Annotated in this window: 23 protein-coding genes; 14 read left to right on the top strand and 9 right to left on the bottom strand. The window is 74.3% G+C overall.

Annotated elements, in window-relative coordinates; genetic code table 11:
* The first annotated feature begins 31 nt into the window (after window positions 1–31).
* From ACH4TG_RS18375 to ACH4TG_RS18360, 4 genes are read left to right on the top strand one after another with little or no spacing between them, the layout of a single operon-like run.
* Window positions 32–865 carry a M55 family metallopeptidase gene (locus ACH4TG_RS18375; protein WP_398243356.1) on the top strand — a complete coding sequence of 278 codons (834 nt, stop codon included), beginning with the start codon at window positions 32–34 and terminating at the stop codon, window positions 863–865.
* Window positions 858–2,234, top strand: coding sequence for a M20/M25/M40 family metallo-hydrolase (locus ACH4TG_RS18370; protein WP_398243355.1), 1,377 nt, complete (start codon window positions 858–860; stop codon window positions 2,232–2,234). Before ACH4TG_RS18375 ends, ACH4TG_RS18370 begins: the two co-directional genes overlap by 8 nt.
* Window positions 2,231–4,225, top strand: coding sequence for an LpqB family beta-propeller domain-containing protein (locus ACH4TG_RS18365; RefSeq protein ID WP_398243354.1), 1,995 nt, complete (start codon window positions 2,231–2,233; stop codon window positions 4,223–4,225). The genes ACH4TG_RS18370 and ACH4TG_RS18365 overlap by 4 nt, the downstream gene beginning before the upstream one ends.
* Entirely contained in the window at window positions 4,222–5,187 is a 966-nt protein-coding gene (locus ACH4TG_RS18360; RefSeq protein WP_398243353.1) for an LD-carboxypeptidase, read from the top strand. Before ACH4TG_RS18365 ends, ACH4TG_RS18360 begins: the two co-directional genes overlap by 4 nt.
* Window positions 5,188–5,462: 275 nt before the next feature.
* Here the strand turns inward: ACH4TG_RS18360 and ACH4TG_RS18355 are convergent, their stop codons facing one another.
* On the bottom strand, window positions 5,463–6,590 hold the full coding sequence (locus ACH4TG_RS18355) for a sensor histidine kinase (protein ID WP_398243352.1): 1,128 nt from the start codon (window positions 6,588–6,590) through the stop codon (window positions 5,463–5,465).
* Window positions 6,583–7,512 (bottom strand): response regulator transcription factor, encoded by a 930-nt coding sequence (locus ACH4TG_RS18350; RefSeq protein ID WP_398243351.1) that lies wholly within the window; start codon window positions 7,510–7,512, stop codon window positions 6,583–6,585. Before ACH4TG_RS18350 ends, ACH4TG_RS18355 begins: the two co-directional genes overlap by 8 nt.
* An 807-nt stretch (window positions 7,513–8,319) precedes the next feature.
* Between ACH4TG_RS18350 and ACH4TG_RS18345 the strand changes: the two genes are divergently transcribed.
* A complete protein-coding gene (locus ACH4TG_RS18345) occupies window positions 8,320–9,558 on the top strand; it encodes a M14 family zinc carboxypeptidase (RefSeq protein WP_398243350.1) in 1,239 nt (412 codons plus the stop codon).
* On the opposite strand, the gene ACH4TG_RS18340 is transcribed toward ACH4TG_RS18345, so the two are convergent.
* The gene (locus ACH4TG_RS18340; protein ID WP_398243348.1) at window positions 9,527–10,144 is read right to left on the bottom strand and encodes a GNAT family N-acetyltransferase; all 618 of its coding nucleotides are present in this window, start codon (window positions 10,142–10,144) and stop codon (window positions 9,527–9,529) included. The genes ACH4TG_RS18345 and ACH4TG_RS18340 overlap by 32 nt on opposite strands.
* 138 nt (window positions 10,145–10,282) lie before the next feature.
* On the opposite strand from ACH4TG_RS18340, the gene ACH4TG_RS18335 reads away from it, so the two are divergent.
* Window positions 10,283–10,549, top strand: a complete 267-nt coding sequence (locus ACH4TG_RS18335) for a lipopolysaccharide assembly protein LapA domain-containing protein (RefSeq protein ID WP_398243347.1) — start codon at window positions 10,283–10,285, stop codon at window positions 10,547–10,549.
* A gap of 51 nt (window positions 10,550–10,600) precedes the next feature.
* Here the strand turns inward: ACH4TG_RS18335 and ACH4TG_RS18330 are convergent, their stop codons facing one another.
* Complete coding sequence (locus tag ACH4TG_RS18330) at window positions 10,601–11,077, bottom strand: GNAT family N-acetyltransferase (RefSeq protein WP_398243346.1); 477 nt, start codon at window positions 11,075–11,077, stop codon at window positions 10,601–10,603.
* Window positions 11,078–11,209: 132 nt separating this feature from the next.
* On the opposite strand from ACH4TG_RS18330, the gene ACH4TG_RS18325 reads away from it, so the two are divergent.
* The 3 genes from ACH4TG_RS18325 to ACH4TG_RS18315 all read left to right on the top strand — a co-directional run bounded on the left by ACH4TG_RS18325 (window position 11,210) and on the right by ACH4TG_RS18315 (window position 13,414).
* A complete protein-coding gene (locus ACH4TG_RS18325; RefSeq protein WP_398243345.1) occupies window positions 11,210–12,022 on the top strand; it encodes an exodeoxyribonuclease III in 813 nt (270 codons plus the stop codon).
* A gap of 122 nt (window positions 12,023–12,144) precedes the next feature.
* Window positions 12,145–12,591 (top strand): tRNA (N6-threonylcarbamoyladenosine(37)-N6)-methyltransferase TrmO, encoded by a 447-nt coding sequence (gene tsaA / locus ACH4TG_RS18320; protein ID WP_398243344.1) that lies wholly within the window; start codon window positions 12,145–12,147, stop codon window positions 12,589–12,591.
* 82 nt (window positions 12,592–12,673) lie between these two features.
* Window positions 12,674–13,414, top strand: a complete 741-nt coding sequence (locus tag ACH4TG_RS18315) for a Mut7-C RNAse domain-containing protein (RefSeq protein WP_398243343.1) — start codon at window positions 12,674–12,676, stop codon at window positions 13,412–13,414.
* Between the two features lie 355 nt (window positions 13,415–13,769).
* On the opposite strand, the gene ACH4TG_RS18310 is transcribed toward ACH4TG_RS18315, so the two are convergent.
* The 4 genes from ACH4TG_RS18310 to ACH4TG_RS18295 all read right to left on the bottom strand — a co-directional run bounded on the left by ACH4TG_RS18310 (window position 13,770) and on the right by ACH4TG_RS18295 (window position 20,265).
* On the bottom strand, window positions 13,770–16,688 hold the full coding sequence (locus tag ACH4TG_RS18310) for a hypothetical protein (protein ID WP_398243342.1): 2,919 nt from the start codon (window positions 16,686–16,688) through the stop codon (window positions 13,770–13,772).
* Window positions 16,685–18,568, bottom strand: a complete 1,884-nt coding sequence (locus ACH4TG_RS18305; RefSeq protein ID WP_398243341.1) for an HSP90 family protein — start codon at window positions 18,566–18,568, stop codon at window positions 16,685–16,687. The genes ACH4TG_RS18310 and ACH4TG_RS18305 overlap by 4 nt, the downstream gene beginning before the upstream one ends.
* 75 nt (window positions 18,569–18,643) lie before the next feature.
* The gene (locus ACH4TG_RS18300) at window positions 18,644–19,711 is read right to left on the bottom strand and encodes a hypothetical protein (protein ID WP_398243340.1); all 1,068 of its coding nucleotides are present in this window, start codon (window positions 19,709–19,711) and stop codon (window positions 18,644–18,646) included.
* 281 nt (window positions 19,712–19,992) lie between these two features.
* Window positions 19,993–20,265 (bottom strand): hypothetical protein, encoded by a 273-nt coding sequence (locus tag ACH4TG_RS18295; protein ID WP_398243339.1) that lies wholly within the window; start codon window positions 20,263–20,265, stop codon window positions 19,993–19,995.
* A 353-nt stretch (window positions 20,266–20,618) separates the two neighbouring features.
* On the opposite strand from ACH4TG_RS18295, the gene ACH4TG_RS18290 reads away from it, so the two are divergent.
* The 5 genes from ACH4TG_RS18290 to ACH4TG_RS18270 all read left to right on the top strand — a co-directional run bounded on the left by ACH4TG_RS18290 (window position 20,619) and on the right by ACH4TG_RS18270 (window position 24,833).
* Window positions 20,619–21,539, top strand: a complete 921-nt coding sequence (locus ACH4TG_RS18290; RefSeq protein WP_398243338.1) for a hypothetical protein — start codon at window positions 20,619–20,621, stop codon at window positions 21,537–21,539.
* Window positions 21,540–22,021: 482 nt separating this feature from the next.
* Window positions 22,022–22,642, top strand: coding sequence for an ArsR/SmtB family transcription factor (locus ACH4TG_RS18285; RefSeq protein ID WP_398243337.1), 621 nt, complete (start codon window positions 22,022–22,024; stop codon window positions 22,640–22,642).
* Window positions 22,639–23,187 carry a dihydrofolate reductase family protein gene (locus tag ACH4TG_RS18280; protein WP_398243335.1) on the top strand — a complete coding sequence of 183 codons (549 nt, stop codon included), beginning with the start codon at window positions 22,639–22,641 and terminating at the stop codon, window positions 23,185–23,187. Before ACH4TG_RS18285 ends, ACH4TG_RS18280 begins: the two co-directional genes overlap by 4 nt.
* 3 nt (window positions 23,188–23,190) lie before the next feature.
* On the top strand, window positions 23,191–23,964 hold the full coding sequence (locus tag ACH4TG_RS18275) for an SRPBCC domain-containing protein (RefSeq protein ID WP_398243334.1): 774 nt from the start codon (window positions 23,191–23,193) through the stop codon (window positions 23,962–23,964).
* Window positions 23,965–24,119: 155 nt separating this feature from the next.
* A complete protein-coding gene (locus tag ACH4TG_RS18270) occupies window positions 24,120–24,833 on the top strand; it encodes an alpha/beta fold hydrolase (protein WP_398243333.1) in 714 nt (237 codons plus the stop codon).
* Window positions 24,834–24,889: 56 nt separating this feature from the next.
* On the opposite strand, the gene ACH4TG_RS18265 is transcribed toward ACH4TG_RS18270, so the two are convergent.
* On the bottom strand, window positions 24,890–25,834 hold the full coding sequence (locus ACH4TG_RS18265; RefSeq protein WP_398243332.1) for a MerR family transcriptional regulator: 945 nt from the start codon (window positions 25,832–25,834) through the stop codon (window positions 24,890–24,892).
* Window positions 25,835–25,966: the final 132 nt, after the last annotated feature.

The following is a 25,966-nucleotide window of genomic DNA, read 5'->3' as shown; positions in this document are numbered from 1 at the left end:
GGGCCCGCCGCGGCCGCGTAACGTGACGCGCATGAAGATCCTCATCTCCGCGGACATGGAAGGCGCGACCGGTGTGACCTGGCCGGCCGACGTGCTGCCCGGCAGCGAGCAGTGGCAGCGCTGCCGCCACCTGTTCACCTCCGATGTCAACGCCGCCGTGGCCGGCTTCTTCGACGGCGGCGCCGACGAGGTGCTGATCAACGAGGCGCACTGGACCATGCGCAACCTGCTCCTCGAGAAGCTCGACGAGCGCGCCGAGATGCTCACCGGCCGCCACAAGGACCTCTCCATGGTCGAGGGCGTCCAGCACGGCGACGTCGACGGCATCGCCTTCGTCGGCTACCACACCGGCGCCGGCACCGAGGGCGTCCTCGCCCACACCTACCTCGCCAACTCCATCACTGGCGTGTGGGTGAACGGCGAGCAGGCCAGCGAAGGCCGGCTCAACGCCCTGGTGGTCGCCGAGTACGGCGTGCCCGTGGTCCTGGTCACCGGTGACGACCGCACCGGCCTCGACGCCCACGGCTACGCCCCGCGGGCGCGCACCGTCGCCGTCAAGGACTACGTGTCCCGGTACGCCGCCGTGTGCCGCCCGCCGGCGCGCACCGCCGCGGACATCCGCGCCGCCGCCAAGGAGGCCGCGTCCCTCGCGGTCCGCCAGGAGCCCGCGCAGGCCGGACCGTTCACCGTGGAGCTGGAGTTCGACGCCGTGCACCTGGCCGGTGCGGCGACCGTCGTGCCGGGCGTGCAGCACACCGGCGAGCGGCGCGTGTCCTACACGCTGCCCACCATGTACGAGGCCATCCGTGCCTTCAAGGCCGTCACCACCCTCGTCTCGCAGGCCGTGGAGGAGCAGTATGGCTGAGCAGCAGACCGTCGCCGCGGCCCACGGCCGCCCCGACGCCGTCGACCAGCAGGCGCTCGACGAGGTGGTGCGCTTCACCTCCGAGCTGATCCGGATTGACACCACCAACCGTGGCGGCGGCGACGGCAACGAGCGGCCCGCCGCCGAGTACGTCGCCGAGCAGCTCTCCGACGCCGGGATCACCCCGCGCATCCTGGAGTCCGCGCCCGGCCGCGCGAACGTCGTCGCCCGCATCCCCGGCACCGACCCGACCGCCCCCGCCCTGCTGGTCCACGGCCACCTGGACGTGGTGCCCGCCGAGCCCGCCGACTGGAGCGTGCACCCGTTCGCCGGCGAGATCCGGGACGGCGTGGTCTGGGGCCGCGGCGCCGTCGACATGAAGAACATGGACGCGATGGTGCTCGCCACCGTCCGCGCCTGGGCCCGCAGCGGGCAGCGCCCGCCGCGCGACATCGTGCTGGCCTTCACCGCCGACGAGGAGGACAGCGCCTCCTACGGCTCCGGCTACCTCGTCGCCGAGCACGCCGACCTGTTCGAGGGCTGCACCGAGGGCATCAGCGAGTCCGGCGCGTTCACGTTCCACGCGAGCGACTCGATGCGGATCTACCCGGTCGCCGCGGGCGAGCGCGGCACCGCCTGGCTCAAGCTCAGCGCCAAGGGCACCGCGGGCCACGGCTCCAAGGTCAACCGCGACAACGCCGTCACCCACCTCGCCGCGGCGATCGCGCGCATCGGCGAGCACCAGTGGCCGGTGCGGATCACGGACACGGTGCGCGCCCAGCTGCTCGCGCTCGCCGAACTGCACGGCGTGGAGCCCGACCTGGACGACGTGGACGCCCTGCTCGCCAAGCTCGGCCCGTCCGCGACGCTGGTGAAGTCGACCGTCCGCAACAGCGCCAACCCCACCATGCTGGACGCCGGCTACAAGGTGAACGTCGTCCCGGGCGCCGCCACCGCCTTCGTCGACGGGCGGATCCTGCCCGGCGGCCAGGAGGAGTTCACCACCACCCTCGACGAGCTGACCGGCCCGCATGTGACGTGGGAGTACCACCACCGCGAGGTCCCGCTGCAGGCACCGGTGGACTCGCCCACCTACGCCGCGATGCGCGAGGCGCTGGAGCACTTCGACCCGGAGGGGCACGTGGTGCCCTACTGCATGTCCGGCGGCACCGACGCCAAGCAGTTCTCCCGGCTGGGCATCACCGGCTACGGCTTCTCCCCGCTGAAGCTGCCGCCCGGCTACGACTACCTGGCGCTGTTCCACGGCGTGGACGAGCGGGTGCCCGTCGACGCGCTGCACTTCGGCGTCCGCGTGCTGGACCGCTTCCTGAGCGGCGCGTCCGCCCCGGCCGGCGAGGAGAGCCGATGACCGCCACCGGGCTGCCGCCCGCCCCGTACGGCACCTGGCCCTCCCCGATCGACGCTGCCACCGCGGCCGCCCACGACGGCAGCCCGGAGTACGTCGGCGTGGTCGGCGACGAGGTGTGGTGGACCGCCCCGCGGCCCGCCGAGGCCGGGCGCCGCGCCCTGATCCGGCGCCTGCCCGACGGCACCGAGGAGTGCCCGCTGCCCGCGCCGTGGAACGTGCGCAGCCGTGTCATCGAGTACGGCGGCACCCCGTGGGCCGGCGCGATCGTCGACGGCAGCCCGCTGATCGTCTTCGTCCACCACCCGGACCAGCGGCTGTACACCTTCCGCCCGGACGCCCCCGCGGAGCCGCCGCGCCCGCTGACCCCCGTCTCGCCGGTCGGCGGCGGGCTGCGCTGGGCCGACCTGGAGGTGCAGCCCGGACGCGGCGAGGTCTGGGCCGTGCTGGAGGAGTTCACCGGCGAGGGTCCGAGCGACTGCCGCCGCGTGCCCGCCGCCGTACCGCTCGACGGCTCCGCCGCCGACGACCGGGCCGCGGTCCGCGAACTGGCCGCCGAGACCCACCGGTTCGTCACCGGCCCCAGGCTCTCGCCCGACGGCACCCGTGCCGCCTGGATCGCCTGGGACCACCCGCAGATGCCGTGGGACGGCACCGAGCTGCGGGTCGCCGACGTCTCACCGGCCGGCGGCTTCGGCCCCGCGCGCACCGTGATCGGTGGCCCCGACGAGTCCGTCACCCAGGCCGACTGGGCGCCCGACGGCACTCTGCTCGCCCTCACCGACCGCACCGGCTGGTGGAACCTGCACCGCGTCGACCCCGCCGGCGGCGAGGCCGTCAACCTGTGCCCGCGCGACGAGGAGTTCGGCAACGCGCTCTGGAAGCTGGGCCACTGCTGGTTCCGGCCGCTGGACAACGGCCTGATCGCCGTCCTGCACGGCGTCGGCGCGCTCCGGCTGGGGCTGCTCGACCCCGCCACGGGCGAGGTCGCCGACGCGGCCGGGCCGTGGACCGAGTGGAACCCCACCCTGGCCGCCGCCGGCAGCCGGGTCATCGGGGTCGCGGCCAGCGCCCGCACCTCCTCCGAGATCGTCGAACTCGACGCGCTCACCGGCCGCGCCCGGGTGCTGGGCAACGCCCACCACGACACCGTCGACCCCGCCTACCTGCCCGACGCCACGCACCGGGTGTTCACCGGCCCGGGCGGACGCGACGTGCACGCCCACGTCTACCCGCCCGCGAACCCCGCGGTGACCGGCGAGGGCCCCGCCCCCTACGTGGTGTGGGTGCACGGCGGGCCCACCAGCCGCGCCGGGATGGTGCTCGACCTGGAGATCGCCTACTTCACCTCGCGCGGCATCGGCGTCGCCGAGGTCAACTACGGCGGCTCCACCGGCTACGGCCGCGCGTACCGCAACCGGCTGCGCGAGCAGTGGGGCGTGGTGGACGTCGAGGACTGCGCGGCGGTCGCCGAGGGCCTGGTCGCCGAGGGAGCCGCCGACCCCGAGCGGCTCGCCATCCGCGGCGGCAGCGCCGGCGGCTGGACCAGCGCCGCGGCGCTCACCTCCACCAGCACCTACGCCTGCGGCACCGTCATCTACCCGATCCTGGACCTCTACGGCTGGTCTCCGGCCGGCGGCGAGACGCACGACTTCGAGTCCCGCTACCTGGAGACGCTCGTCGGGCCGCTGGACAAGGTGCCCGAGCGCTACCACGACCGCTCGCCGGTCCACCACGGCGACCGCATCACCGTGCCGTTCCTGCTGCTCCAGGGGCTGGACGACGTGATCTGCCCGCCCGTGCAGTGCGACCGGTTCCTGGAGGCGGTCGCCGGGCGCGGCATCCCGCACGCCTACCTGACGTTCGAGGGCGAGAGCCACGGCTTCCGCCGGCTGGACACCATGGTCACCAGCCTGGAGGCCGAACTGTCCCTGTACGGGCAGGTGTTCGGGTTCACCCCGGCCGGTGTGCCGAAGCTGGAGCTGACCACGTGAGCGAGTCCACCGCTGCGGGCCGCGCGGCCCGGCCGCCGGTACCCGCGCTGACCCGCCCGCGCCGCCTGCGGGCCGGCGACCGGATCGGGATCGTCGCACCCAGCGGTCCCGTGCCCGGCGAACGGCTGGAGGCGGGCCTGGACATCGTCCGCGGCTGGGGCCTGGAGCCGGTCGTGGCCCCGCACGTGCTCGACAAGCACCCCTCGGGGTACCTCGCGGGCGCCGACCACGACCGCGCGCAGGACCTGCGGGACCTGTGGTGCGACCCCTCCATAGCCGCGGTGCTGTGCGCACGCGGCGGCTACGGGGTGCAGCGCATGGTCGACCTGGTCGACTGGGAGGCCATGCGCGCGGCGGGGCCGAAGGCGTTCATCGGGTACAGCGACATCACCGCGCTGCACGAGGCGTTCGCCACCCGGCTGCGGATGGCCACCGTGCACGGCCCGATGGCCGCGGCGGAGACCTTCCTCCAGGACGGCCCGACCCAGGAGCACCTCAGGCGCACCCTGTTCACGCCCGAGGACACCCGGCAGCTCACCTCCGCGTCCGCCGCCACCCTGGTGCCCGGCACGGCGTCGGGGGTGACCCTCGGCGGGTGCGTCAGCCTGCTCGCCTCGGACCTGGGCACGCCGCACGCCCGCCCCTCGGCGGCCGGCGGCATCCTGATCCTCGAGGACGTGGGGGAGGAGACGTACCGGCTCGACCGGATCGTCACCCAGCTCCTGCGCGCCGGCTGGCTGGACGGCGTCGCCGGCGTCGTCCTCGGCTCGTGGCAGGACTGCGATCCGTACGAGGACGTGCGTGCGCTGTTCGCGGACCTCCTGGGCGGGCTCGGCGTGCCGATCGTCGAGGAGTTCGGCTTCGGCCACTGCCCGTCCACGCTCACCGTCCCGCTGGGCGTGCCGGCCGTGCTCGACGCGGACGCGCGGACGCTCACGCTGGACGTGCCGGCGCTGGTCTGACCGACCCGGGCCGGCCCAGCGGCCGGCCCGGGACGACCGCCTCGCCCGGGCGTTCCCTGGCCGGGGCATCCGTTCGGACGTGGGCGGCCCGGGTGCACGCGGCGCATCGGGGCGGAGTCGGCGTCCCGGGTGCCCGAGCGCGGCTGCGACCGGCCGGATCACCTCAGCCCGCCGCCCCGCCGCCCCCGCCGACGCCCCTTTCGGCAGGCACCGGACGCACCCGCCGCACCGCCGCTTCGAGCGGCGCCACCCCTTCCCGCCGCGTAGCGCCGCCGCTATGCCTGCGGGAGCGCCGCCACCGGCAGGACCACGTCGAAACGGCAGCCGCCGGGGATGTTCTGCACCGCGGCCCGGCCGTGGTGGGCCTCCACGATGCCGCGGACGATGGCCAGGCCGAGGCCGGCGCCCGCAGGAGGGGTGCGGGCACCCGTACCGCGCCAGCCCGTGTCGAAGACCCGCGGCAGGTCGTCCGGCGGGATGCCGCCGCAGCCGTCCGAGACCGACAGCACCACCGAACCCGACGCGTCGTCCCGCCGCGCCGAGACCGCGACCGTCCCGTCCGCCGGGGTGCGGTGGATCGCGTTGGCGAGCAGGTTCGCCAGCACCCGCGTCATCTCCCGGCCGTCCACCTCCACCGGCACCTGGTCCACCCCGTCGCCGACCAGGCGCACGCCGTGCTCGGCGGCGAGCGGGTTCGCCCCGGCCATCGCGTCGCCCACCAGGTCGTAGACCGACATCCGGGTCGGCGACAGCGCGAGTACACCCGCCTGGATCCTGGACAGTTCGAACAGGTCCCCGACCATGGCGCTCAGCCGGTCCACCTCGGCACGGATCTGCCGGTGGTAGCGCGCCGGGTCGTCGGCTATGCCGTCCTCCAGCGCCTCGGTCATCGCCCGCAGCCCGGCCAGCGGGGTCCGCAGGTCGTGCGAGATCCAGGCCACCAGCTCCCGCCGGGACGCCTCCAGCGCCCGCTCCCGTTCCCGCGACGCGGCGAGCCTGGCGCTCGTGGCCTCCAGCTCCCGTCCCAGCTCGGCGAGTTCCGCGGTCGGCGCGCCGTCCGGTGCGGCGAAGGCGTCGCCGTCGCCGAACGCCCGCGTGGCCGCGGTCAGCGCCCGGCTGCCCGCCACGACCCGCCGGCCCAGCACGAAGGTCACGCCCAGCGAGACCACCGCCGCTATCGCGCACACCGTGGTGACCACGCCCAGGTCGTGCTCGGACAGGAACATCGCCCACGCCACCGACAGGGTGCCCGCGAGCATCGCCGCCACCGTGACCGCCGCGACGACGGCCAGCGAGAGCGCGAGCGAGCGGTGCCGCAGCAGGCGCAGGACCACCGCGCCCAGCAGCCCGGCGGCGGCCGCGCCGAGCGCGGCATAGGCGGCGATGACCAGCAGATCATGCACGGTCCCCGCCCCCCTCCACCGGCCGTCCGCCGTCCGACCGCCGCCCGGCGGCCTGCGTCCCGGCGCCGGGCAGCGGCGGGGGAGCGGGCCGGCGTCCGGAGACCGGGGGCTGCCCCGCACCGGGAGCGTGCCCCGGCCCCGGGGGCTGCCCGGCTCCCGGCGAGGAGCCGGCCGCCTCCGCGGGCTCGGTCGCCGGCGCGTCGAGCGGGTCGAAGCGGTAGCCGACGCCCCACACCGTGCTGATGAGCCGGGGCCGGGCCGGGTCCTCCTCGATCTTCTCCCGCAGCCGCCGCACATGGACCGTCACTGTGGACAGGTCGCCGAACTCCCAGCCCCACACCCGGCGCATCAGCTCCTCGCGGCCCATGACGCGTCCCGGATGCTGGAGGAAGAACGCCAGCAGGTCGAACTCCCTGATCGTCAGCGGCAGCTCGCGGCCGTCCCGCAGCGCGCGGCGGGCCGCGGGGTCGAGGGCCAGGCCGCCCGAGCGCAGCCAGGGGCCGGGTGCCGTGCTGCCACCGGCCCGGCGCAGCACCGACTCCACGCGCAGCACGAGCTCACGCGGGCTGAACGGCTTGGTGACGTAGTCGTCCGCGCCGACCTCCAGGCCGAGGATCCGGTCGTCCTCGTCGCCACGCGCGGTGAGCATCACCACCGGCACCGGGCCGTCCTGCCGTATCCGCCGGCACACCTCCAGCCCGTCCATGCCGGGCAGCATGAGGTCGAGCACCACCAGGTCGGGACGCGCCAGCGCGGCCCGGGTCACCGCCGACGGGCCGTCCGCGGCCCGGTCCACGGCGAATCCCGCCCGGTCCAGATAGCCCGCGACGACCTCGGCGACGGTCGGATCGTCATCCACCACCAGGATCCGCCGGCGCGCCGGGGCGGGCGCCGGCGGCTCGGGCACGGTTGCGCTGCTCATGGATCCGAGTCTGTCACCGACCACTGACAGTGACCACGGCCCTCGCCCCGCGGACGCCGACCGTCCGCGTTTCGTAAGGAACGCCAGAACGTGCACCCGTCTTGTCCGTTTCTGTCTCCTGGGTGCTCGACGGCCGCACCGTCCGCAAAGCGACCGGCCGCGGCGGTTTCGCCGGGCGCGGGGTGCCGGCCGCCCCGCGGGCTGCCGGTGAGCGGGGTTGCTGCGTACGGCCTCTGCGGTCGACGCCGTCATCGTCCTGGCTGAGTCGACGTACGCTCTGCGGCCAGGCACAGGAGTGCGCGGCCGTCCGCCTGGCCACGTGCGTCTCCCTGCCGACGGCCCTGCGCCACGGGGTGTTTCACGGCGCGTCAGGTTGCCGTGCCGGGCGCCGGTGCAGGTCCGGCGACGGCGGGCACGCACCGGCGCCGGACGGCAGCAGTCTCCGCTTCGTCGTGCCGCGGGCCCGAGGGAGGCCGCGCGCCCGCTTCTCACGCGCCCGTCGTACGGCGGGTACGCCTCACCGATGCGGGCGCGGGCCGGCGGACGGGGCCGCCGGCGGCGCCCACCGCGACTGCCTGCGGGACTCGTCCGGAACCACCGCGGCGGGGCAGACGTAGCGGGCCACCGCCCTCCCTGACGGCCGGGGCGCCGTCCCGGTTCCCGCCCGCTGCCAGGCGCAATCGGGCCCGCGAATGGTGCGGGTAGCACCGTTGACACCTCCGCAGGGGCCGTGACCTACTAACGGGATCCACTCGATGTCGTAATGCGGCCGGGGCGTCACAGGACCTCGGCTTCAGGGGGATTGCGGTGACGAGACAGCGCTATCCGACGACCGCCGAAGTTACCGACGGTGCACGAGCGTTGACAATGAGACACCCTGACGTGTGCCGCCTGCGTGAGGTCGGCCGATCGCGGGCGGGGCGGCCGCTGCTGCTGCTGACGGTCGGTCAGGGGCCGCGGAACGTCCTGGTGGTGGCGGGCCCGCACGCCAACGAGGCCGCGGTCGGCGGCGCGACGGTGCTGCGCCTGGCCGGCCGGATGGCGGAACTCCGCGAACGCGGCGAGGACGACGGCAGTGCCTGGCACTTCCTGCTGTGCATCGACCCGGACGGCGCGGCCCTCAACGAGCCCTGGCTGCCGGGCCCTTACACCCTGCGCGGCCACTACGAGCACTTCTTCCGGCCGTGCGCCGCCGAGCAGCCCGAGTGGCTGCCGCACGACGGCTCCCGGGAACTCCCCGGGCTGCCGGAGACCCGCGCCCTGGTGGGCGTGATCGACAAGCTGCGCCCGGTGCTCCAGTGCTCGCTGCACGGCATCGACATAGGCGGCAGCTTCGTCCAGCTCACCAGCGACGTACCGGGCGTGCCCGAGCGGATCGGCAAGTCCGCGGCCGAGCTGGACATCCCCCTGGAGAGCGGCTCGTCCGACGCGTTCCAGTGGCCGAGCCCCGGACCCGGCGTCTACGTCATGCCGCCGGCCAGCGACCCGGCGGCCGGCGACGGCGCCCACTCCACATGGGTGCACGCCCAGCGCTACGACGGGGTCACCGCGATCGTCGAGGTGCCGATGTGGGCCTGCGACCGCAGCGCGGACACCACCCCGCACCCCGACCCCGACCACGCCCTGCGGACCGCCGGCGCCGCCCTGCGCCGCGACCTGCCCACGGTGGCCCGGGTGCTGGACCGCATCGACCCGCAACTCATCGGCGCGGACAGCCCCATGCTCCGCACCGTGCGGGAACTCGTCGGCATAGGGCCGCAGTTGAGCGCCGAGTGGGATCCCGCGGTTCGCCCGGCGGACGCGGCCCCGCTCCCCCCGATGACCACCGCCCGGGTCACCAGCATCCAGGTGTACGCGCAGCGCATCCCGCTGCGCGCGGCCGCGATGCTGCGGCGCATCGCGGACGTGCCGGACGTCACGCGCCTGGTCGACCGGTGGTGCGCGGAGTACGAGCGGGCCTACCGCCCGCGCTGGATACCGGTCGAGGACCAGGTCGAGCAGCAGACCCGCAGCGTCATCGCGGTGTACGAAGAGCTGTGTACATGAACGCGTCCCGCAGTTCGCCGCCCACCCGCATCCAGTCGCGCATCAGCCCCTCGCGCTGGTAGCCGCAGCTCTCGGCGGTGCGCAGCGACCCGGCGTTCCACGGCTCGATGTGCAGCTCCAGGCGGGCGATGCCCAGGTCGTGCAGCCCCCATTCGGTGATCGCGCGCAGCGCGGAACGGGCGGCACCGGAGCGGCGCGCCGACGGTGCGACCCAGTAGCCCACCGACGCCCGGTCCCGGGTGACGAGCCGCAGCCCGGCGTGCCCCACCGCGCTGCCGCCCTCGCCTTCCCCCTGGGAGCCGGTCCCCTGCCCGGGCCGGTCGTCGCTCCCGTCGCGGCGCGGCTCCTGGCCCTCGCCCCGGGGCCGGCCGATCGCGAACGGGTAGAGGCCGGTGGCGGGTCTGCCCCACTGCCGCTCGACGAACGCCACCCCTGCCTCGTACGTGTACGCGGCCGGGACGGTGTTCACCAGCGGGATGTACGGGTCGCCGGCGGCCTCCTCGACCACCGGCAGGTCGGTCAGCTCCCAGCGGCGGAGGACGTAGTCCCCCGCGGCGAGTACCGGCAGCCGGTGCAGCGTGTCCATGGCTGCATCGTCGCAGCCCGCCCCCGAGGGCGGCGAAGGGTTTCCCGGTGCGATTCACCCGGACGGACCCTCCCGGGACCCGCGCCCCGCCGGTCCCGGCGATCATGGGGCAGGGGCGAGCGAGAGCGGGTGAGCCGGATGAGCGGGACGGGCGGAACCGCGGGACGGACGGCGGACAAGAGCGCACGCGGGAAGGTGCGCGACTGGCTGACGCCGGGCAGGACCGTCGTGCTCGTCCTCACCGTGCTCGCGCTGATCTTCATCTTCGAGAACACCCGGAAGGTCAAGATCAGGCTGCTCGTCCCGCAGGTCACCATGCCGCTGTGGGGCGCGCTGCTGATCACCTTCGCCATCGGGCTGCTGGCCGGGCTCTATGTCGGCCGCACCCGCCGGCGCCGCCGCTAGCTCGCCCCTCGGCCGTGCCCGGGCCCGGCCCGGTCCGGCGCCGTGCCGGGCTCAGCCCAGCGGCTTGCCCATGCACACCGACAGCTCGTGGTCCCGGTAGTACCCGAACTTCGCCACCGGCAGGTATCCCGAGGACTGGTACAGGGCGATGGCCTCCGGCTGCTTGGTGCCGGTCTCCAGCACCATCCGGGACCGCCCCGCCGCCGCCGCGGTCGCCTCCAGCTCCGCCAGCAGCCGCCGCGCCAGGCCGCGACCGCGCGCCTCCGGCACCACGAACATCCGCTTGACCTCGGCGTCGCCGTCCGCGAAGCCCTCGGGCGAGGCGTCCTGCGCCCGCCAGCCGCCGCTCGCCACCGGCGTGCCGTCCACGTCGTAGACCAGCAGGTACAGGCCCAGCGGCGGGTCGAAGTGCGCGGCGTCCATCTCCGTCAGGTCGCCGTCCCCGTAGCGGACCACGTACTCCAGCTGCACCTGGTCGTTGAGCTTCACCGCGTCGGGGTGGTCGTAGCGCGTCCTTCTGATCTCCACGGTCACCATCGTACGGGTGTACGGTCCTGGCCCCGGCGCGCGGCCCCGGTAGGGTCCAGGGACGCTCACCGTCACCACGCACACGGTGTCGTGCACCAGGAGCCTTGACCGCGCCACCAGCCGGAGTCCGTTTTGCTCACCGTCACCACCGCCAACGTCAACGGTCTGCGGGCCGCCGCGAAGAAGGGCTTCCTGCCCTGGCTCGACGCCACCTCCGCGGACGTCGTCTGCCTTCAGGAGGTCAGGGCCGAGCCCGACCAGCTCTCCGACGAGCTGCGCGCCCCCGCCGGCTGGCACGCCTACCACGCCCCGGCGGCCGCCAAGGGCCGCGCGGGCGTCTCCGTGTTCAGCCGTCGCGAGCCGACAGCGGTCCGCATCGGGTTCGGCTCGGCGGAGTTCGACGCCTCGGGCCGCTACCTGGAGGTGGACGTCCCGCACGCCGGCACCGCCGTCACCGTGGGCAGCCTCTACCTGCCCTCCGGCGAGGTCGGCACCGAGCGCCAGGAGGAGAAGTACCGCTTCATGGACGCCTTCCACGCCCACCTGTCCGCGACGCTGGAGCGGACCGCGGGGGACGGCGACGGGCACGCCCTGGTCTGCGGCGACTGGAACATCGCCCACCAGGAGGTGGACCTGAAGAACTGGCGGGCCAACCAGAAGTCCGCCGGGTTCCTGCCCGAGGAGCGCGCCTGGATGTCCCGGGTCCTGGCCCCCGACGCCTGGCGGGACGTCGTCCGCGACCTCCACCCCGACACCACCGGCCCCTACTCGTGGTGGTCCTACCGCGGCAAGGCCTTCGACAACGACACCGGCTGGCGCATCGACTACCAGGTCGCGACCCCGCGGCTCGGCAAGACCGCGACCACGGCCGTGGTCGAGCGGGCCGCCTCCTACGACCTGCGCTGGTCCGACCACGCGCCGGTCACGGTCACCTACGACCTCTAGACCGCGGGCGCGCCGGCCCTGCGGGGCAGGCGACTTGGTGGGGCGGGCGACTTGCCGTGACGTACGACGTGCCGGGGCGCGGCCCCGTAGGCTCGGTGCACTGGACACCGCAGGAGGCCGGCATGACGCGTGAGCATCCCGACGGCGGACCGGGCACGTCGTACCCCGTCGTGCCGGTCGGCCGGGTCGAGTCCCCGCTCCACGACCGGGACGCGGCACCCCGCCAGGGGGACGAGGACGCGCCCGAAGCCTGGCTCGCCTTCGGGGCCGCGTACGGGCCCGCGCTGCGCGACCTCGCCCCGGGCGACGACGTCCTGCTGTTCACCTGGCTCGACCGGGCCGACCGCACACGGCTGACCGTGCATCCGCGCGGCGACGCGTCCCGGGCGGAGCAGGGCGTGTTCAGCACCCGCTCCCCGGACCGGCCGAACCCCATCGGCCTGCACCGCGTGCGGATCCTCGCGATCGACGCCGATGGCAGCCGCCTCCACGTGAGCGGCCTCGAGGCCCTCGACGGCACCCCCGTCCTCGACGTCAAGCCGGTCCTCGGCGACATCGCGGACCGCTAGGAGCGGTCCCCAGCCCCGGCCGCCCTTCGGCCGCCGGCTAATCACGTGGTCCGCGGGGGCGCGCCGATGGCATGCTGAAACCGTGAGCCGACCGCGTATCACCGTCAGCATCCCCGCCGACCTGCAGGTGTTCCTCTCCGCGGAACGGCGGCGTACCCAGTCGAGCGACGTCGTCACCGACGGGTCCTCGTCGCTCGGGCACGTCGTGGAGTCGCTGGGCATCCCGCTCACCGAGGTGGGGCGGCTCACCGTGGACGGCCGCGAGGCCGCGGTGGCACACGTTCCCGCGGACGGCGAGCACGTCGACATCGGCGCGATCGTCCGGCCCCAGCAGGTGCCCGGGGCGCCGCTGCGGTTCCTGCTCGACGTGCATCTGGGCACCCTGGCGCGGCGGTTGAGGCTGCTCGGCGTCGACGCCGCCTACCTCAACGAGGACATCGGCGACCCCGCGCTGGCCACCCGGTCCGCCGCGGAGAAACGGGTGATGCTCTCCCGCGACCGCGGGCTGCTGCGGCGCCGCGAGCTGTGGGCCGGGGCGTACGTGTACAGCGACCGCCCGGAGGAGCAACTCCGCGACGTGCTTGAGCGGTTCGCCCCCGACCTCGCCCCGTGGACGCGCTGCGTCGCCTGCAACGGCCCCCTCGTCCGCGCCGACAAGGACGACGTCGCCGACCGCCTCGAAGGCGGCACCCAGCGCTCCTACGACGTCTTCGCCCAGTGCACCGCCTGCGACCGCATCTACTGGAAGGGCGCCCACCACGCGACCCTCCAAGCCGTGGTGGACCAGGCCCTCCGCACCACCACCCCACCCCCGCCCAACTGAGACCCCCTCGCACCGCAAGGCGCAGAACAGCCCCCGCAGGGGCGGGCCACGGCGGACCTTTTCCCGGCAATGCACCGCATGGGGGCAGGACAGCCCCCGCAGGGGCGCGGGGAACTGCGCGATCAAGCACGCCGAACCGTGTTCCGGCAACGCACCGCATGGGGCGGAACAGGTGCCGCAGGGGCGCGGGGAACTGCGCGATCAGCCACGGCGGACCGTGTTCCGGCAACGCACCGCAAGGGGCAGGACAGGTCCCGCAGGGACGAGCTGGGCCGGGCCGTTGGCCGGGCGCGCTGGAGCGCAGCGGGAAGAGCCCGGCCCGGCCAGGGCGACAAGACGACAAAGCGCTGAGGCGCTACGCCTCGTGGAGCCCGTCCCGGACGGCGGCAAGCGCCGCGGCTGCCTCAGGGAAGCCCGCGGCCCCGCACCGCTCCACCGCCGCGGTGAGCCGCGCCGTCGCCTCCGGGACGGCACCCAAGCCCCGGGCCTCGACCAGCGCCGCCATGCGGACGGCCTCCGCCCGTGGCTCCTCCCCGTCCCGCCCCCCGGCCTCGTACGCCGCGATGGCCCGTTCCAGCTCCGCGAGCGCTTCCGCATAGCCCGCGGCCGCGGCGTGGCAGCGGCCGCGCTGGTAGTGCGTGGCACCACGGTGGTACCAGTGCGCGAAGTCCGCGGCGGCGGCGTCCGCGGCTTCCGGCACCTGCGCGATGACCGCGTCCGCCTGCGCCAGGTGGCCGAGTGCCGCGGCCAGCCCCTCGGCCTCCCGCTCGGCCATGGTGATCCGGGCGAACTCCCTCATCATGCTGACCAGTTGGTTCGGCATCGGCGCGGTGCCGTGCGCGTCGACGGCCCGGGCGTACGCGGTGGCCGCGGCGTCCCAGTGGCCGGCCTTGGCCAGCGCCACCGCGGCCTCGCAGGCCACCATCGTGTGCGTGTACTGCTCGTCCTCCCAGGTGGCGACGGACTCCGCGAGCCGCAGGAACTCCTCGGCCGCGTCCCGCTGTTCGCCGAGCGCGGCCAGCCCGCGCGCCAGGTTCAGCCGGACCTGGGCCACCAGACGCCGGTCCAGCGCCTCGGTGTCGCCGAGGACCAGCGACTCGAGCACGGCCACGGAGTCGGCGCGCCGCCCGTCCTCGGCGAGCACGTCGGCCAGTTCGAGCCGCACCTGGGCGGCGTGCTGCTCGCTGCCCTCCCGGTCCAGCCGGTCCGCCGCCTCCGAGAGGTGCCGCACGGCGCCCGCGGTGTCGCCGCTGTGCGCACAGGAGTGGCCGAGCAGCGCGTGGAAGGGGCCCAGCGACAGCGAGCGGTCCGGCCAGCGGGCCGCGGCCGACAGGGCCTGGTGGATCAGCGGCACCGCCTCCTCGGCCTGCCCGCCCTGCACCTTGATCTGCGCGAGGAGCGCGAGCGGACGCGGGGTGCGCCACGGCTGGCCCGCACCCTCCACGAGGGCGAGGGCGGCGGTGAGTTCGCGGGTGGCGTCGGCGAACCGCCCGCTGCGGGCGGCGGCGTCCGCGGCGTACTGCCGGGCCGCCGAGGCCCGCGCGGGGAACTCCAGACGTTCGGCCTCGCGCAGCAGCGCGGCCACCGACGCGTCGAACGCGTCGCGCGTCGCGGGGGACGGGTCGGGGAACTCGGCGATCAGCGCGTGCCGGGTCCGCATGGCCTCGCACTGCAGGACGGCGAGGTAGCGGTCCGGCTCGATCGCGCCGTCGCCTGCGGCCGACAGCTCGGCGGCGAGCCGCAGTTCGGCGTCGAGTTCGGCGTGCGCGGCGGTCACGTCGACGTCCGCGTCGTCCTCGCCTGCGGCGATCAGCGCGGTCGCGGCCCGCGCCCGTGCGGCGACCGCCCGGCCGGGCAGCCCCGCCTCCTCGTAGAGCGCGGCGGCCTGGAGCATGGCCGTCCGCGCCTGCGGCCACTGTTCACCGTCGAAGGCGTGGAAGGCGCTGCGCTCGGCGAGTTCGGCCCGCAGCAGGGCCTGCGGTCCGGCGCCGTCGTCGAGCACGAAGCCCTCGGCGGAGGCGAGACCGCGGATCCGGTCCCACAGCGCGGCCGCGTCGGGCCGCCCGACCGCCGTCAACTCCCGTGCCCGCGCCAGCAGTTCGACGAACGACCCGGGTACGTCCTCGGCTTGCGCCACCGGACGGGCGGCGGCGACCGGGGCGGCTGACCGCAGACCGAGTGCCAGCGGCTCGTCCACCAGCGGCCGCGCGGCGAGCCGGGCCAGCCGGCGCCGGCCCACCGCAGCCGTGCCGTTGCGGGCGTCGAACGCGGCGGCCAGCGCCGACGCCTCACCGCGCACGTGCGCCAGCAGCCCGTCGACGGCCCATTCGCGTCCGGGCGGTCCGGCCACCGCGAGGGCGCCGTGGCCCTCGGCGGCCAGCCGTGCCAGCAGCACCTCCACCCCGGTCAGGAACCCGAGCCGGTCCAGCGGCGCGCCGGGCGTCGCGAACGCGCCCCGGTTCTCCGCCAGGATCTCCAGCCCCCGGCCCTCGTTGCGCGAGAGCGCGCAGAACTCCACGTGCAGGCCCAGTGCGTCGGCCATGTCCGGGTTGCCGCGGGCGAAGCGGTAACCGGCGAGATGGTGCGAGCGCGCCTCGTCCGTCCGTCCGCACCGCAGCAGCGGCAGCAGCGCCCGGGCCTTGCTGACGTACGGCTCCTCCAGGCAGGTCTGCCGGCCGCCGAGCACCGGCTCCCACTCCCGCAGCGCCCGCTCGTCGTCCCCGGCCGCCACGTGGTGCAGCGCCCGCCCGCGGGTCTCGCACGCCTCGCAGTCGCTGAGTTCGGTCCGCGGCCGGGTCACCCACAGGTCGTACGCGGCATCGGTGTCCGCGTCGCTTGCGCCCACGTGGCGGGCCAGCAGGTGCCGCATCGCGTACACCGGCTGCAGGCCGTGCCCGGCCCTGGTGTAGCGGTCGCGCATCTCGGTGTTCCACCGCTCGATCGCCGGCAACGGCACCTCGGGGACCTGGATCAGCGCGTTCGTCACCCACTTGAAGCGCCAGTAGAGCTGGTGCTCCTCCCAGTCGCTGAAGTCCTCCGGCCGCTCGTCCCACATCCGTACGATGCGCGCGAAGACGACCGGCGACTTCTGCTCCTCACCGGCGTACGTGTAGGCCGACATCAGCTCGAACAGCGCGGTCACCAGCGCGCCCTTGTCGTCGAACTGCTGGGCGGCCTCGACGAGTTCCTCGGCGCGGACGGTGCGCTGCCGGCCGTAGGGGCGCTCGGTGTTCTCCCGCAGAGCCTCGAAGACCGCCTCCGGCGTGTCGGTCACTGCGACTCCTCCCGCGGTTCGTGCATGGCGTGGTCCAGCAGGCCGATGAAGGCCCGGTTCAGCAGGGCGCTCTCCGAGGCCCGCAACGGCCGCCGGGTCAGCAGCAGTGCCTGCCCGTACAGCGCCTCGACCGCCGTCACCGCCAGGTCCCGGTCGGTGATCGACGCGGCGCGCCGCACCAGCGGGTTGAGGTGGTTGAGCACCAACTGGGCGCGCGGCGCCTCGGAACGCAGCGAGCCGAGGATGTCCGCCCACAACCCGCCCGCGCTGTCCGCCAGTTCGCTCCGGGTCCGCTCGTGCCGCGCCTCGCGGTTGTCCAGCAGCAGCGACGGCGCGCTGACCGGGTGGAAGCTGCGCAGCACCACGTCGCAGTCGAACTGCGCGACCACCTCGCGCGCGATGTGCAGGAACGCCGTCGCGGCGAGTTCGGCGGCCGGCTCTGCCGCGTCCAGATGCGCGGTGACCGTCGCCGGATCGAGGTCCACCACCGAGCATCCGGGCCGGACCTCCGGCAGCCGGTGCACCAGGTCCCGGTCGTACGCGTAGCCGCCGTTGACCACGCCGAGCCCGGCGGCACCCGCGATCGGCGCGACCTGCCGGAACTCCTCGACGGTCTGCGTCACCAGCACCACCGGGTGCGTGCGCGCGAACTCGTCGAGCGTCACCTGCCCGTCGGTCGTCTCGAACGGCAGCCACGGCAGCAGCAGCCGCAGCAGCTCGTCGTCGTAGCGGGCCAGCGCCTTGACCGCGAGGTGGTGCGTCGCGATGAACTGGTGCAGCAGCGCGGGGTCGCTGGCCGACAGGCCGGTCAGCCAGTCGCGGATCCGCGCGCCGAGCGCCTCGCGGATCGCCGCCAGCGTCTCGTCCTCGTACAGCGCCTCGCGCGACGCGGTCGGGCGCAGGCTGTCCGCGTCGACCACGCAGCGCACGAAGAACGCCCAGTCCGGCAGGAGTTCGTGCGCCTGGTCGGAGAGCAGCATCCCCTTGAGGTGGACGCGGTGGCCCGCCTGCCGCGACGGGTGCACCGACGTCGGCAGGACGTACGCCACGCCCTTCAACCCGACCAGCGGCAGGTCGAGTTCGATGCTGTCCAGCGGTGCGAAGCCGAACACCGAGCGGCAGTGCGCGGCCAGCGCCTCGCGCCGCGCCTGCGGCGAGGCGTGCCGCGTCTGCCACGGCGGCAGGGCGTCGTTGATCCGGGCCGGCGCACCGTGCCCGTCGCCGACCACGACCTCGTGCCGCAGCAGGCTGCCGTAGTGCCGGGCGAGCGCCACCACCCGGTCCGGGCGCGTCCATTCGGCCGCGTCGGGCCGCGGGACCAGCGTGACCGTGGTGCCCGGCTCGGCCACCGCGCCCGCGGGCAGGGTGCGGATCGCGTAGCGGCCGTCGGAGCCGCCGCGCCACTCCACGGCCGGGGCCGCCGGGTCGGCCGCGGACCTGGTCGTCACGGTGATCTCGTCGGCCACCACGAAGCAGGCGAGCAGCCCGATCCCGAACTGCCCGATGAAGTCGTCGCGCGAAGCGCCGAGTTGGTCGGCGAACGTGCCGTCGGGCCCCGGGTCCGCTGCCGCCGCCGAGCCGGTGCCGTCGTCCAGCGCGCGCTTGGAACTGCGGCCGATCGTGGCGAGGAAGCGGTGCACGTCGGCCTCGGTCAGGCCGATCCCGGTGTCGGTGACCGTCAGCCGGTCCTGTCCGGCGAGCACGGTGATCCGCGCGGGCGCGCCGGCGTCCAGCGCCTGGCGGGCGGTGATCGCGTCCACCGCGTTCTGCAGCAGCTCGCGCAGGTACACCCGGGGGCTGGAGTAGAGATGGTGCGAGAGGAGGTCGACCAGGCCGCGCAGGTCGACCTGGAAGGTGTGCGTTGGCGATACGTCGGACACCACTGAGGCTTTCTGCTGGGTGGGGCGGTCAGGGGCGGCGTGGGGGGTCGGGAAGCGAGAGACGCGGACGCGGGGTCAGGCCCCGACGCGTGAGCGCCAGGCGCGGAACGGCTCGGCCGGGTCCTGCCCGTCGAGGTACATCCACGGGAACTCCGTGACGCGGCCGTCCAGCACCAGGAACAGCGCGGCGGCGGCGTCCCGTTCGCCCGCCACCGCGAAGGCCAGCGCGAACGTGTTGACGCCGCGGATCCAGTCGCGGCGTCGCAGGAAGGCGGGATGGCGCACGGAGCGGTCCGCGGCCTCGTGCAACTCCCGCACCACGAAGGGACGGCGCATGTGGCCACCGTCTTTGCCCGCATCGCCGTCCTCGTCGAGCCACTGCTCCAGGTGCGCGATCGCGACGAGTTCGCCCAGCGGGCTGCCCGGCTCGGCGCCCAGCATCGCCTCCCGCGCGAAAGCGTGCATCCGTGCGGGGGAGCCGCCCCACTTGCCGCACACCTGCTGCAAGTGCTGCCGGTGCGCGGCCAGATGACCGGGCGCGCGGCGCACCACGGCCTCGAAGCGCCGGTCCGCCACCTCCTGCCCCACCTGCAGCCCGCGCCCGCTGATCTGCAGGAAGTGCCACGGCGCGGCCCACCGGGGCGCCCGCTCGGCCGCCTCGTACAGCTGCTCCTCGGCGATCCGCAGGCGGGCGTGGAAGACCTCGAACTGCTCCTTGGACACGTACTTGGCCATCTTCCGGGTGCGGGCCTGCCACGCCCACTCGACGTGCCGGGCCCCCGAGACGAGCAGCGGGAGCACGGCGTCCAGCTCCGCGAAGTCCGGTTCGACGGGGCCATGCTGTGCGGAGTCAGGCCGGGCGGCGCCGGGTTGCGCGGCCACCACCGCGGAGATCCAGGTCTCGACGCCAGGAACCGTCATCAACGCCTCGAGCAGCCAGGTCAGTTCCTCGCCGTCCGCCGACGCGGCCTCGTCCGTCAGCGCCGCACGCACCTCGGGCCAGCTGCCGCGCGCCGCCGCGTCCCGCAGCGGGGCCAGCCGCGGATCCCCGTGGTCGCGGTCGATCCGGACGGGCGCGCCCCGCCCCCACCTCGCCACCACGGAGCGCCCGTCCCCCGCGGCGGTACGGCGGATCAACGGCATACGGCGGCCCCCTCGCGTCCACTCCCCAGGGCCGTGCCAACACTGCCCCCCGCCGCACTACATATCACGCCACCCCCACACCCCGCCGACCTCACGGCCCCAGTCCAACTCCCGCCACTTCGCGGACCCTTGCGGTTCCCCCTGTCCTCCCCACGGTCCGACGGTCCGCTACCTCGGCACCGTGGGCCCGGACGCCGACATGTGCCGTAGCTCTGCAGAGGTGAAGCGTGCGGCCGCCGTCGGTGAACCTCGGACCACATCCGAGATCTCTTGGCCGGGAGTCAGTACGGGCTCCTGCCTGCGGGCGACTGGTAACCCTCCGGCAGCGCGGTTCCGTTGCTGTCGATGACCGTGTAATCGGTGATCACCCTCGTCGGATCGCCCTCTTCGTAGATCCAGACGACCAGACGGTGCTTGATCACAACCAGCGTGAACTGGGGATCCGGCACGCTGGCGGCGGGCACGACCGTGAACTCGTCACCAGGTCTCAACCAGAAGACGTCACAGCACGGTTCGACGAAGAGGCAGAGGTAGTCCTCGCCGCCGTTCTGCACGGGAAGCCTGTGCACTGACGCCGCCCCGGTTGCCGCTGTGGTGGAAGGCCACCAGGGTAGCGACCCGCAATCGAGCCACTCAGGTCCGAGGGGCCGGGGTCGCCGGGGCACCGGGTGAAGTACCCGTACACGGTGGGTCATGGGGGCCAAGTCGGGAAAAGGGCCGTTGTCAAAAGTGCTCGCCGCATCGCTCGGCGGGAATTGTCAGTGGCGGCTGCAACCCTCTTCAGGCGCGATCAATCGGGCCGCCAACCACCCCTGCGCATAGGCCGGTTGTGCCCTTTTTCCGCGCACTCGCGGGCGCCGACTTTCCGGCGCCCGGATACGCCTCGCATTCCACGGAGGAATGAGACATGACGAGACCTCTTGACCTCAGGCCCGGACTGTCGCGCTTCGCGACCGTCCTCGGTGCGGCCCTGCTCCTCTTGCTGACGTTCGGTCCGCTGACCGGTCGGGCGAACGCCGTCACGGCGCAGACCGGATCTCTCAGCTTCAGCGGCGACCCGGGCGAGTACATATCCGGGGGGCAGGCGACCACCTACGACGCCGGCTCGGCGCAGCTGTTCGACGTGTCCGGCGCCAACGACCACAACGGCGTCGACGTCACCGTCATCGCGGCTGACGGCACGCGCTCCAGCCTGTTCATGTTCGCCCCCAAAGGGCAGACGCTGACCTCGGGCACCACTTACACCGGTGCTCTGCGCTGGCCCTACGCCACGGCCCAGGACCCGCAGTTGGAGTTCGACACGGCGAACCGGCAGTGCGACTCCAGCACCGGGTCCTTCACCATCTCCTCGGTGGTGTTCGGGCCCTACGGCTACGTGAGTGCGCTGGACGCCTCGTTCGAGCAGTACTGCAACGGGTCGCCGCTGGCCCTGCGCGGCGAGGTCCACCTGACCACACCCCCGCCGCCGCCCGCCCTGGAGATCGGCCTGACCGTCGACCCGACGGGCACGATCGACGCGCACGACAAGCAGCCGACCGTCCGGGGAACGGTCACCTGCAACAAGCCCGCCCAGTTCTCCCTCAACGGCTCGATCAACCAGGACCAGAAGCCGCAGCCGGCCGTCAACTCGTTCGAGGACGTTGTCGTCGCCTGCACCCCCGGAGCGCCGGTCCCGTGGGCGATCGCACTCACCGACTATCCGGCCGCCGTCGGCTTCCGGCCGGGCTCCGCCGGCATCTCAGTCACGGGCACCGCGCCTGACGGGGACTACCCGGTGACCGCCGGCACCGGCGAGCAGACCGCCACGATCGGCCTGTCCGTGTCCTGAACCCGGGGCGGCGCCCGGCACGCGCCGATGACGGGCGCCGGGCGCCGCCCGCCGCCGTCGCACCGTCGAGTGAATCCACTGTCGAAACTGCGGGGCGGTCGGCGATTCCGGCGGAGTGCCGCGGCTCGGTAGCGTGGAATACCTACCTTCTGCCGTACGCCTCTTGGAAAGGGGAAAGCCCGATCGCGGCTCCGAAAAGGCGGTGACAAAGCTGGCGGCACGACTTCTCCGGGCCATTCGGTGAGCCTCCTGGGTGGCCACCTCGCAGCCGCCGGGAATCCGTCCCGCGGCGGGCGCGGCGCGAGGGCGAACGCTCTCCGATCGCCACCCTCCGTCACCGATTCTCACCGCTGGCCCGTCCGCCACTGAGTCCAGGCCCCGATCGCCAGGTCGATTCCGCGCGCGGCGTCCGGCGAGCCCGGTCCGCCACCGACAAGAGATTCGCGCTGGACAAAAAAAGTTTTCGGTGCGACGGTGGAGCCATGTTGGATGTGAGCGTGATCGAGGACGCGGAGGCGGCAGCCGTCTCGCTGGACCCGACGCGGGCCCGGCTGCTGGCCGAGCTGGCCGCGGGGCCGGCGTCGGCGACGATGCTGGCGGGGCGCGTCGGCCTGCCCCGGCAGAAGGTCAACTACCACCTGCGGGCACTGGAGAAGCACGGCCTCGTCGAGCTGGCCGGAGAGCGCCGCAAGGGCAACGTGACCGAGCGGCTCATGCGCGCCACCGCCGGCTCCTACGTCATCTCGCCCCTCGCCCTGGCCGCCGTCCAGCCCGACCCCGACCGCTTCCGCGACCAGCTCTCGGCCCGCTGGCTGCTGGCCGTCGCGGCCCGGCTCGTACGGGACGTCGGGGCGCTGATCACCGGCGCCGAACGGGCCCGCAAGCGGGTCGCGACCTTCGCCCTGGACGGCGAGGTGCGGTTCGCCTCCGCCGCCGACCGGGCGGCGTTCGTCGAGGAGCTGACCCGCGGCGTGAGCGCGCTCGTCGCCAAATACCACGACGCCGACGCCGAGGGCGGGCGGCCGCACCGCATCGTCGTCGCCCTGCACCCCACCGTGAAGCCGCAGGACGCGGCACCGAACGAAATCGAGGCAGCACCATGAGGAAGCTGGTCGTCAGCGAGTTCCTGACCGCCGACGGAGTGATGGAGTCCCCCTTCGAGTGGCACGGGGACTACTTCGACGAGGACATGGCCCGCACCGTCTCCGACCAGATGGCCGCCTCCGACGCGCTGCTCCTGGGCCGCATCACCTACGAGGGCTTCGCCGAGGCATGGCCCGCGATGGCCGACCAGCCCGGCGGCGCGCACATGAACGGCGTCGCCAAGTACGTCGTCTCCACCACCCTGGAGAAAGCCGACTGGAACAACTCCACCGTGATCGCGGAGGACTTCGAGGGCGCCGTCCGCCGGCTGAAGGAGCAGGAGGGCGCCGACATCACCGTGATGGGCAGCGCCACGCTCGTGCAGTGGCTGCTGGCCAAGGGCCTCGTCGACGAGATCGAGTTGCTCATCGACCCGGTCGTCGTCGGCCGCGGCAAGCGGCTGTTCCAGGACGGCCTGCCGGCGATCCCGCTCACCGTCGTGAAGTCCGAGATGTTCGGCTCCGGCGTCCACCACGTCGTCTACGCACCCCGGAAGCAGGGCTGAACCATGGCCAAACCCTTCGAGATCGTCCGCGAGTTCGAGGTCGAGGTGAGCCCGCAGGAGGTGTGGGACGCCGTCACCTCCGGTACCGCCGGCTGGCTGTGGCCGATGGAGTACGAGCCGAAGGAGGGCGGCGCCGGGCCCTACGGCAGCACCGTCACCGCCTGGGACCCGCCGCACCACTTCACCAGCCGCGCCGAGTTCCCGGAAGCCGCCGAGGGCGGCGAGGACGCGGAAGGCCGGGAGGGCGGTGGCCCACGGCAGACCCTCAACCAGCTCGACCATCTCATCGAGCCGCGCCAGGGCGGCGGTTCATGGGTGCGGTACGTGCACAGCGGCATCCTCGTCGACGACTGGGACAACCAGTACGACGGCGCCAGCAAGCACACCGACTTCTACCTGCACACCCTCCGCCAGTACCTGCTCCACTACCCGGGCCGCCGCGCGGTGTTCTCGGGCGCCGACGCCACCGGCACGGCGGCCGGGGCTCCCGACGCCCTCGAAGTCGCCGCACGTGCGCTCGGCCTGCCCGGCGATGCCGTCGAGGGCGACGCCGTCCAGGTCCGGCTGCCGGGCGCGGACGCACCCGTCGACGCCGTACTGGACTACCGCAACGGCTACTTCCTCGGGCTGCGCACGCCCGACGCGATGTACCGGGTCTTCGGCCGCAACAACTTCGGTGCCACGGTCGGCGTGACGGTCCACGACTTCGGGCCCGGCGCGGACGCGGAGGGCACCGGCGAGCGGTGGCAGCACTGGCTGGACGGGGTGTACGCCTAGCGGGCGCTGAGCACCCGGGCCGAGGTTGACGCCGGCTGCCCGGCTGCCCTGCGGGCGTGGGCGGGGCGCCGCGCGCGGTGTGTGTGCCCCTGAAGTGTCAGAGGGGGGTGGCACGATGGCACTCCGACGCTCCCCTACAGGTCAGGACGGCTGCAATGGCCACCTTCGTACTCGTTCCCGGTGCCGACGGCAGCGCCTGGTACTGGCACCTGGTCGTGCCCGAACTGCGGGCCGGCGGCCACGACGTGGTCAGCCTGGACCTGCCGGCGCAGGACTCCGCCGACCTCGACACCCTCGCCGACGCGATCGCCGGTGCCGCCTCCGAGGCAGTGGCCGAGGCCGGGCGGGAAGGCCGGGAGAGCGGGCCGCTGATCCTCGTCGCCCAGTCCCTCGCGGGCTTCTCCGCGCCCCTGGTCTGCGCCCGGATGCACGTCGACCGGATGGTGCTGGTCAACGCCATGGTGCCGCGGCCCGGCGAGACCGCGGGGGAGTGGTGGGAGGCGACCGGGCAGCCCGCCGCCCGGCTGGCCCGTGCCGAGGCCGACGGACGGCGCGGCCCGGACGCGGAGTTCGACCTGCGGACCGACTTCTTCCACGACGTTCCGCCCGCGGTCACCGAGGAGGCGTTCGCGGCGGCACCCGGCGGGCCGCCCTCCGCGGTCTTCGCACAGCCCTGGCCCCTGGAGAAGTGGCCCGACGTGCCGACCCGGTTCGTCCAGGGCACCGAGGACCGCTTCTTCCCGCTGGAGTTCCAGCGGCGCGTGGTCCGCGAACGGCTCGGCCTGGACGTCGAGGAACTGCCCGGCGGCCACCTGCTGGCCCTGAGCCGCCCGCGCGAACTCGCCGCGGCCCTCATGCGGGAGGCGTGAAGGCCCCGCGGCCCGTACGGTCACGCCGGGTGGCGAGAGGCCGGAGTCCCGTACCGTCACGCGGCCGGCGCGGCGGCGAGCGCCCGGACCGTCCAGTCCAGCACCGGTGCCAGGCTCGGCGGCTGCGGCCATCCGTTGACCACGGCGAGCAGCCGCGTGTACCGCTCCCTGCGCGGGTCGTTGAGCTGCGCGGCCCTGCCCGTCAGCCGAGTGCGGCGCGCGGACGTTCCACCGGGGCCGAGGAAGGCCGCGCAGCCGGCGTCGAGTGCGGTCACGTACGGCACGGCCTGCGGCGAGCCCGGCTCGACACCGGCCGCCACCGCGGGCGCCACCAGCGCGCCCACGGTCGCCGCCAGGTCGCGGCGCACGCCCGCCGCCCCTCCGGAGCGCTCCCGTTCCGCCGCCTCGTCCGCGACCAACTGCCGCATGTACGCGCGGAATCCGGGATCCCCCGCCAGCTCCGCGAGATCCACCCACGCCTGGAGCCGTTCCGGCGCGGCGTCGTCCGGCAGCTGCGCGGACAGCGAGCGCATGGCCCCGGCGAACTGCGGGTCGGCGGTGAAGCCGTGGAAGACCTCGTCGAGGAACGCCTCCACCAGGCGCCTGCGTTCGTCCTCGGAGAGCCTGGCCAGCTGGTGCACGAGCGTCAACTCCTCTGTTCCCGAACCGCGTTCCGCGGCCGCCGCCAGGACCGCCTGCCGCAGCCGCAGCGCGCGGATCTGCACGTCGATCGCGGCGGCGTGTTCCGCCGCGACCTGCGCCAGCGACAGCTCCCGCTCGACGACCTTGCGCACCGTCGCCAGGTCCACGCCCAGGTCGCGCAGCGTCCGCACGAGGTCCAGACGGGCCGCGGCGCCCGCGTCGTACCGCCGGTAGCCCGCCGCGGTCCTCCCGACCGGCGTCACGATGCCGCGATCGGAGTAGAAGCGGACGGTCTTCACCGTCAGGCCCGTACGCCGGGCGAGGTCGCCGATCGAGTAGAGCGGCTCGCTGTCGTCCATGGGGCCACTGTGCAGTCTCCCCTCGGGGGAGACGCAACCCCGGCCGGCCGGGAATGCACCGCCATAATCGCCGGACGGGGGCGGGACGCGAGGCGCGCACGGCGTGGCGTGGCGCCCGGCAGGGAGGAGACG

It is taken from the genome of Streptomyces sp. NPDC020917, from assembly GCF_044333795.1.
In the GTDB taxonomy this organism is placed as follows: Bacteria; Actinomycetota; Actinomycetes; order Streptomycetales; family Streptomycetaceae; genus Actinacidiphila.
Note: the sequence above shows the minus strand (reverse complement) of the source record. Positions and strands in the feature narration are given on the sequence as shown.

Coding starts and splice junctions, on each gene's coding strand:
- ACH4TG_RS18365 (WP_398243354.1), top strand. CDS start 2,231: ATGACCGCCACCGGGCTGCCGCCCGCCCCGTACGGCACCTGGCCCTCC.
- ACH4TG_RS18350 (WP_398243351.1), bottom strand. CDS start 7,512: ATGAGCAGCGCAACCGTGCCCGAGCCGCCGGCGCCCGCCCCGGCGCGC.
- tsaA (WP_398243344.1), top strand. CDS start 12,145: ATGACGCGTGAGCATCCCGACGGCGGACCGGGCACGTCGTACCCCGTC.
- ACH4TG_RS18340 (WP_398243348.1), bottom strand. CDS start 10,144: ATGGACACGCTGCACCGGCTGCCGGTACTCGCCGCGGGGGACTACGTC.
- ACH4TG_RS18370 (WP_398243355.1), top strand. CDS start 858: ATGGCTGAGCAGCAGACCGTCGCCGCGGCCCACGGCCGCCCCGACGCC.
- ACH4TG_RS18265 (WP_398243332.1), bottom strand. CDS start 25,834: ATGGACGACAGCGAGCCGCTCTACTCGATCGGCGACCTCGCCCGGCGT.
- ACH4TG_RS18290 (WP_398243338.1), top strand. CDS start 20,619: ATGACGAGACCTCTTGACCTCAGGCCCGGACTGTCGCGCTTCGCGACC.
- ACH4TG_RS18285 (WP_398243337.1), top strand. CDS start 22,022: ATGTTGGATGTGAGCGTGATCGAGGACGCGGAGGCGGCAGCCGTCTCG.
- ACH4TG_RS18275 (WP_398243334.1), top strand. CDS start 23,191: ATGGCCAAACCCTTCGAGATCGTCCGCGAGTTCGAGGTCGAGGTGAGC.
- ACH4TG_RS18300 (WP_398243340.1), bottom strand. CDS start 19,711: ATGCCGTTGATCCGCCGTACCGCCGCGGGGGACGGGCGCTCCGTGGTG.
- ACH4TG_RS18280 (WP_398243335.1), top strand. CDS start 22,639: ATGAGGAAGCTGGTCGTCAGCGAGTTCCTGACCGCCGACGGAGTGATG.
- ACH4TG_RS18270 (WP_398243333.1), top strand. CDS start 24,120: ATGGCCACCTTCGTACTCGTTCCCGGTGCCGACGGCAGCGCCTGGTAC.
- ACH4TG_RS18335 (WP_398243347.1), top strand. CDS start 10,283: ATGAGCGGGACGGGCGGAACCGCGGGACGGACGGCGGACAAGAGCGCA.
- ACH4TG_RS18375 (WP_398243356.1), top strand. CDS start 32: ATGAAGATCCTCATCTCCGCGGACATGGAAGGCGCGACCGGTGTGACC.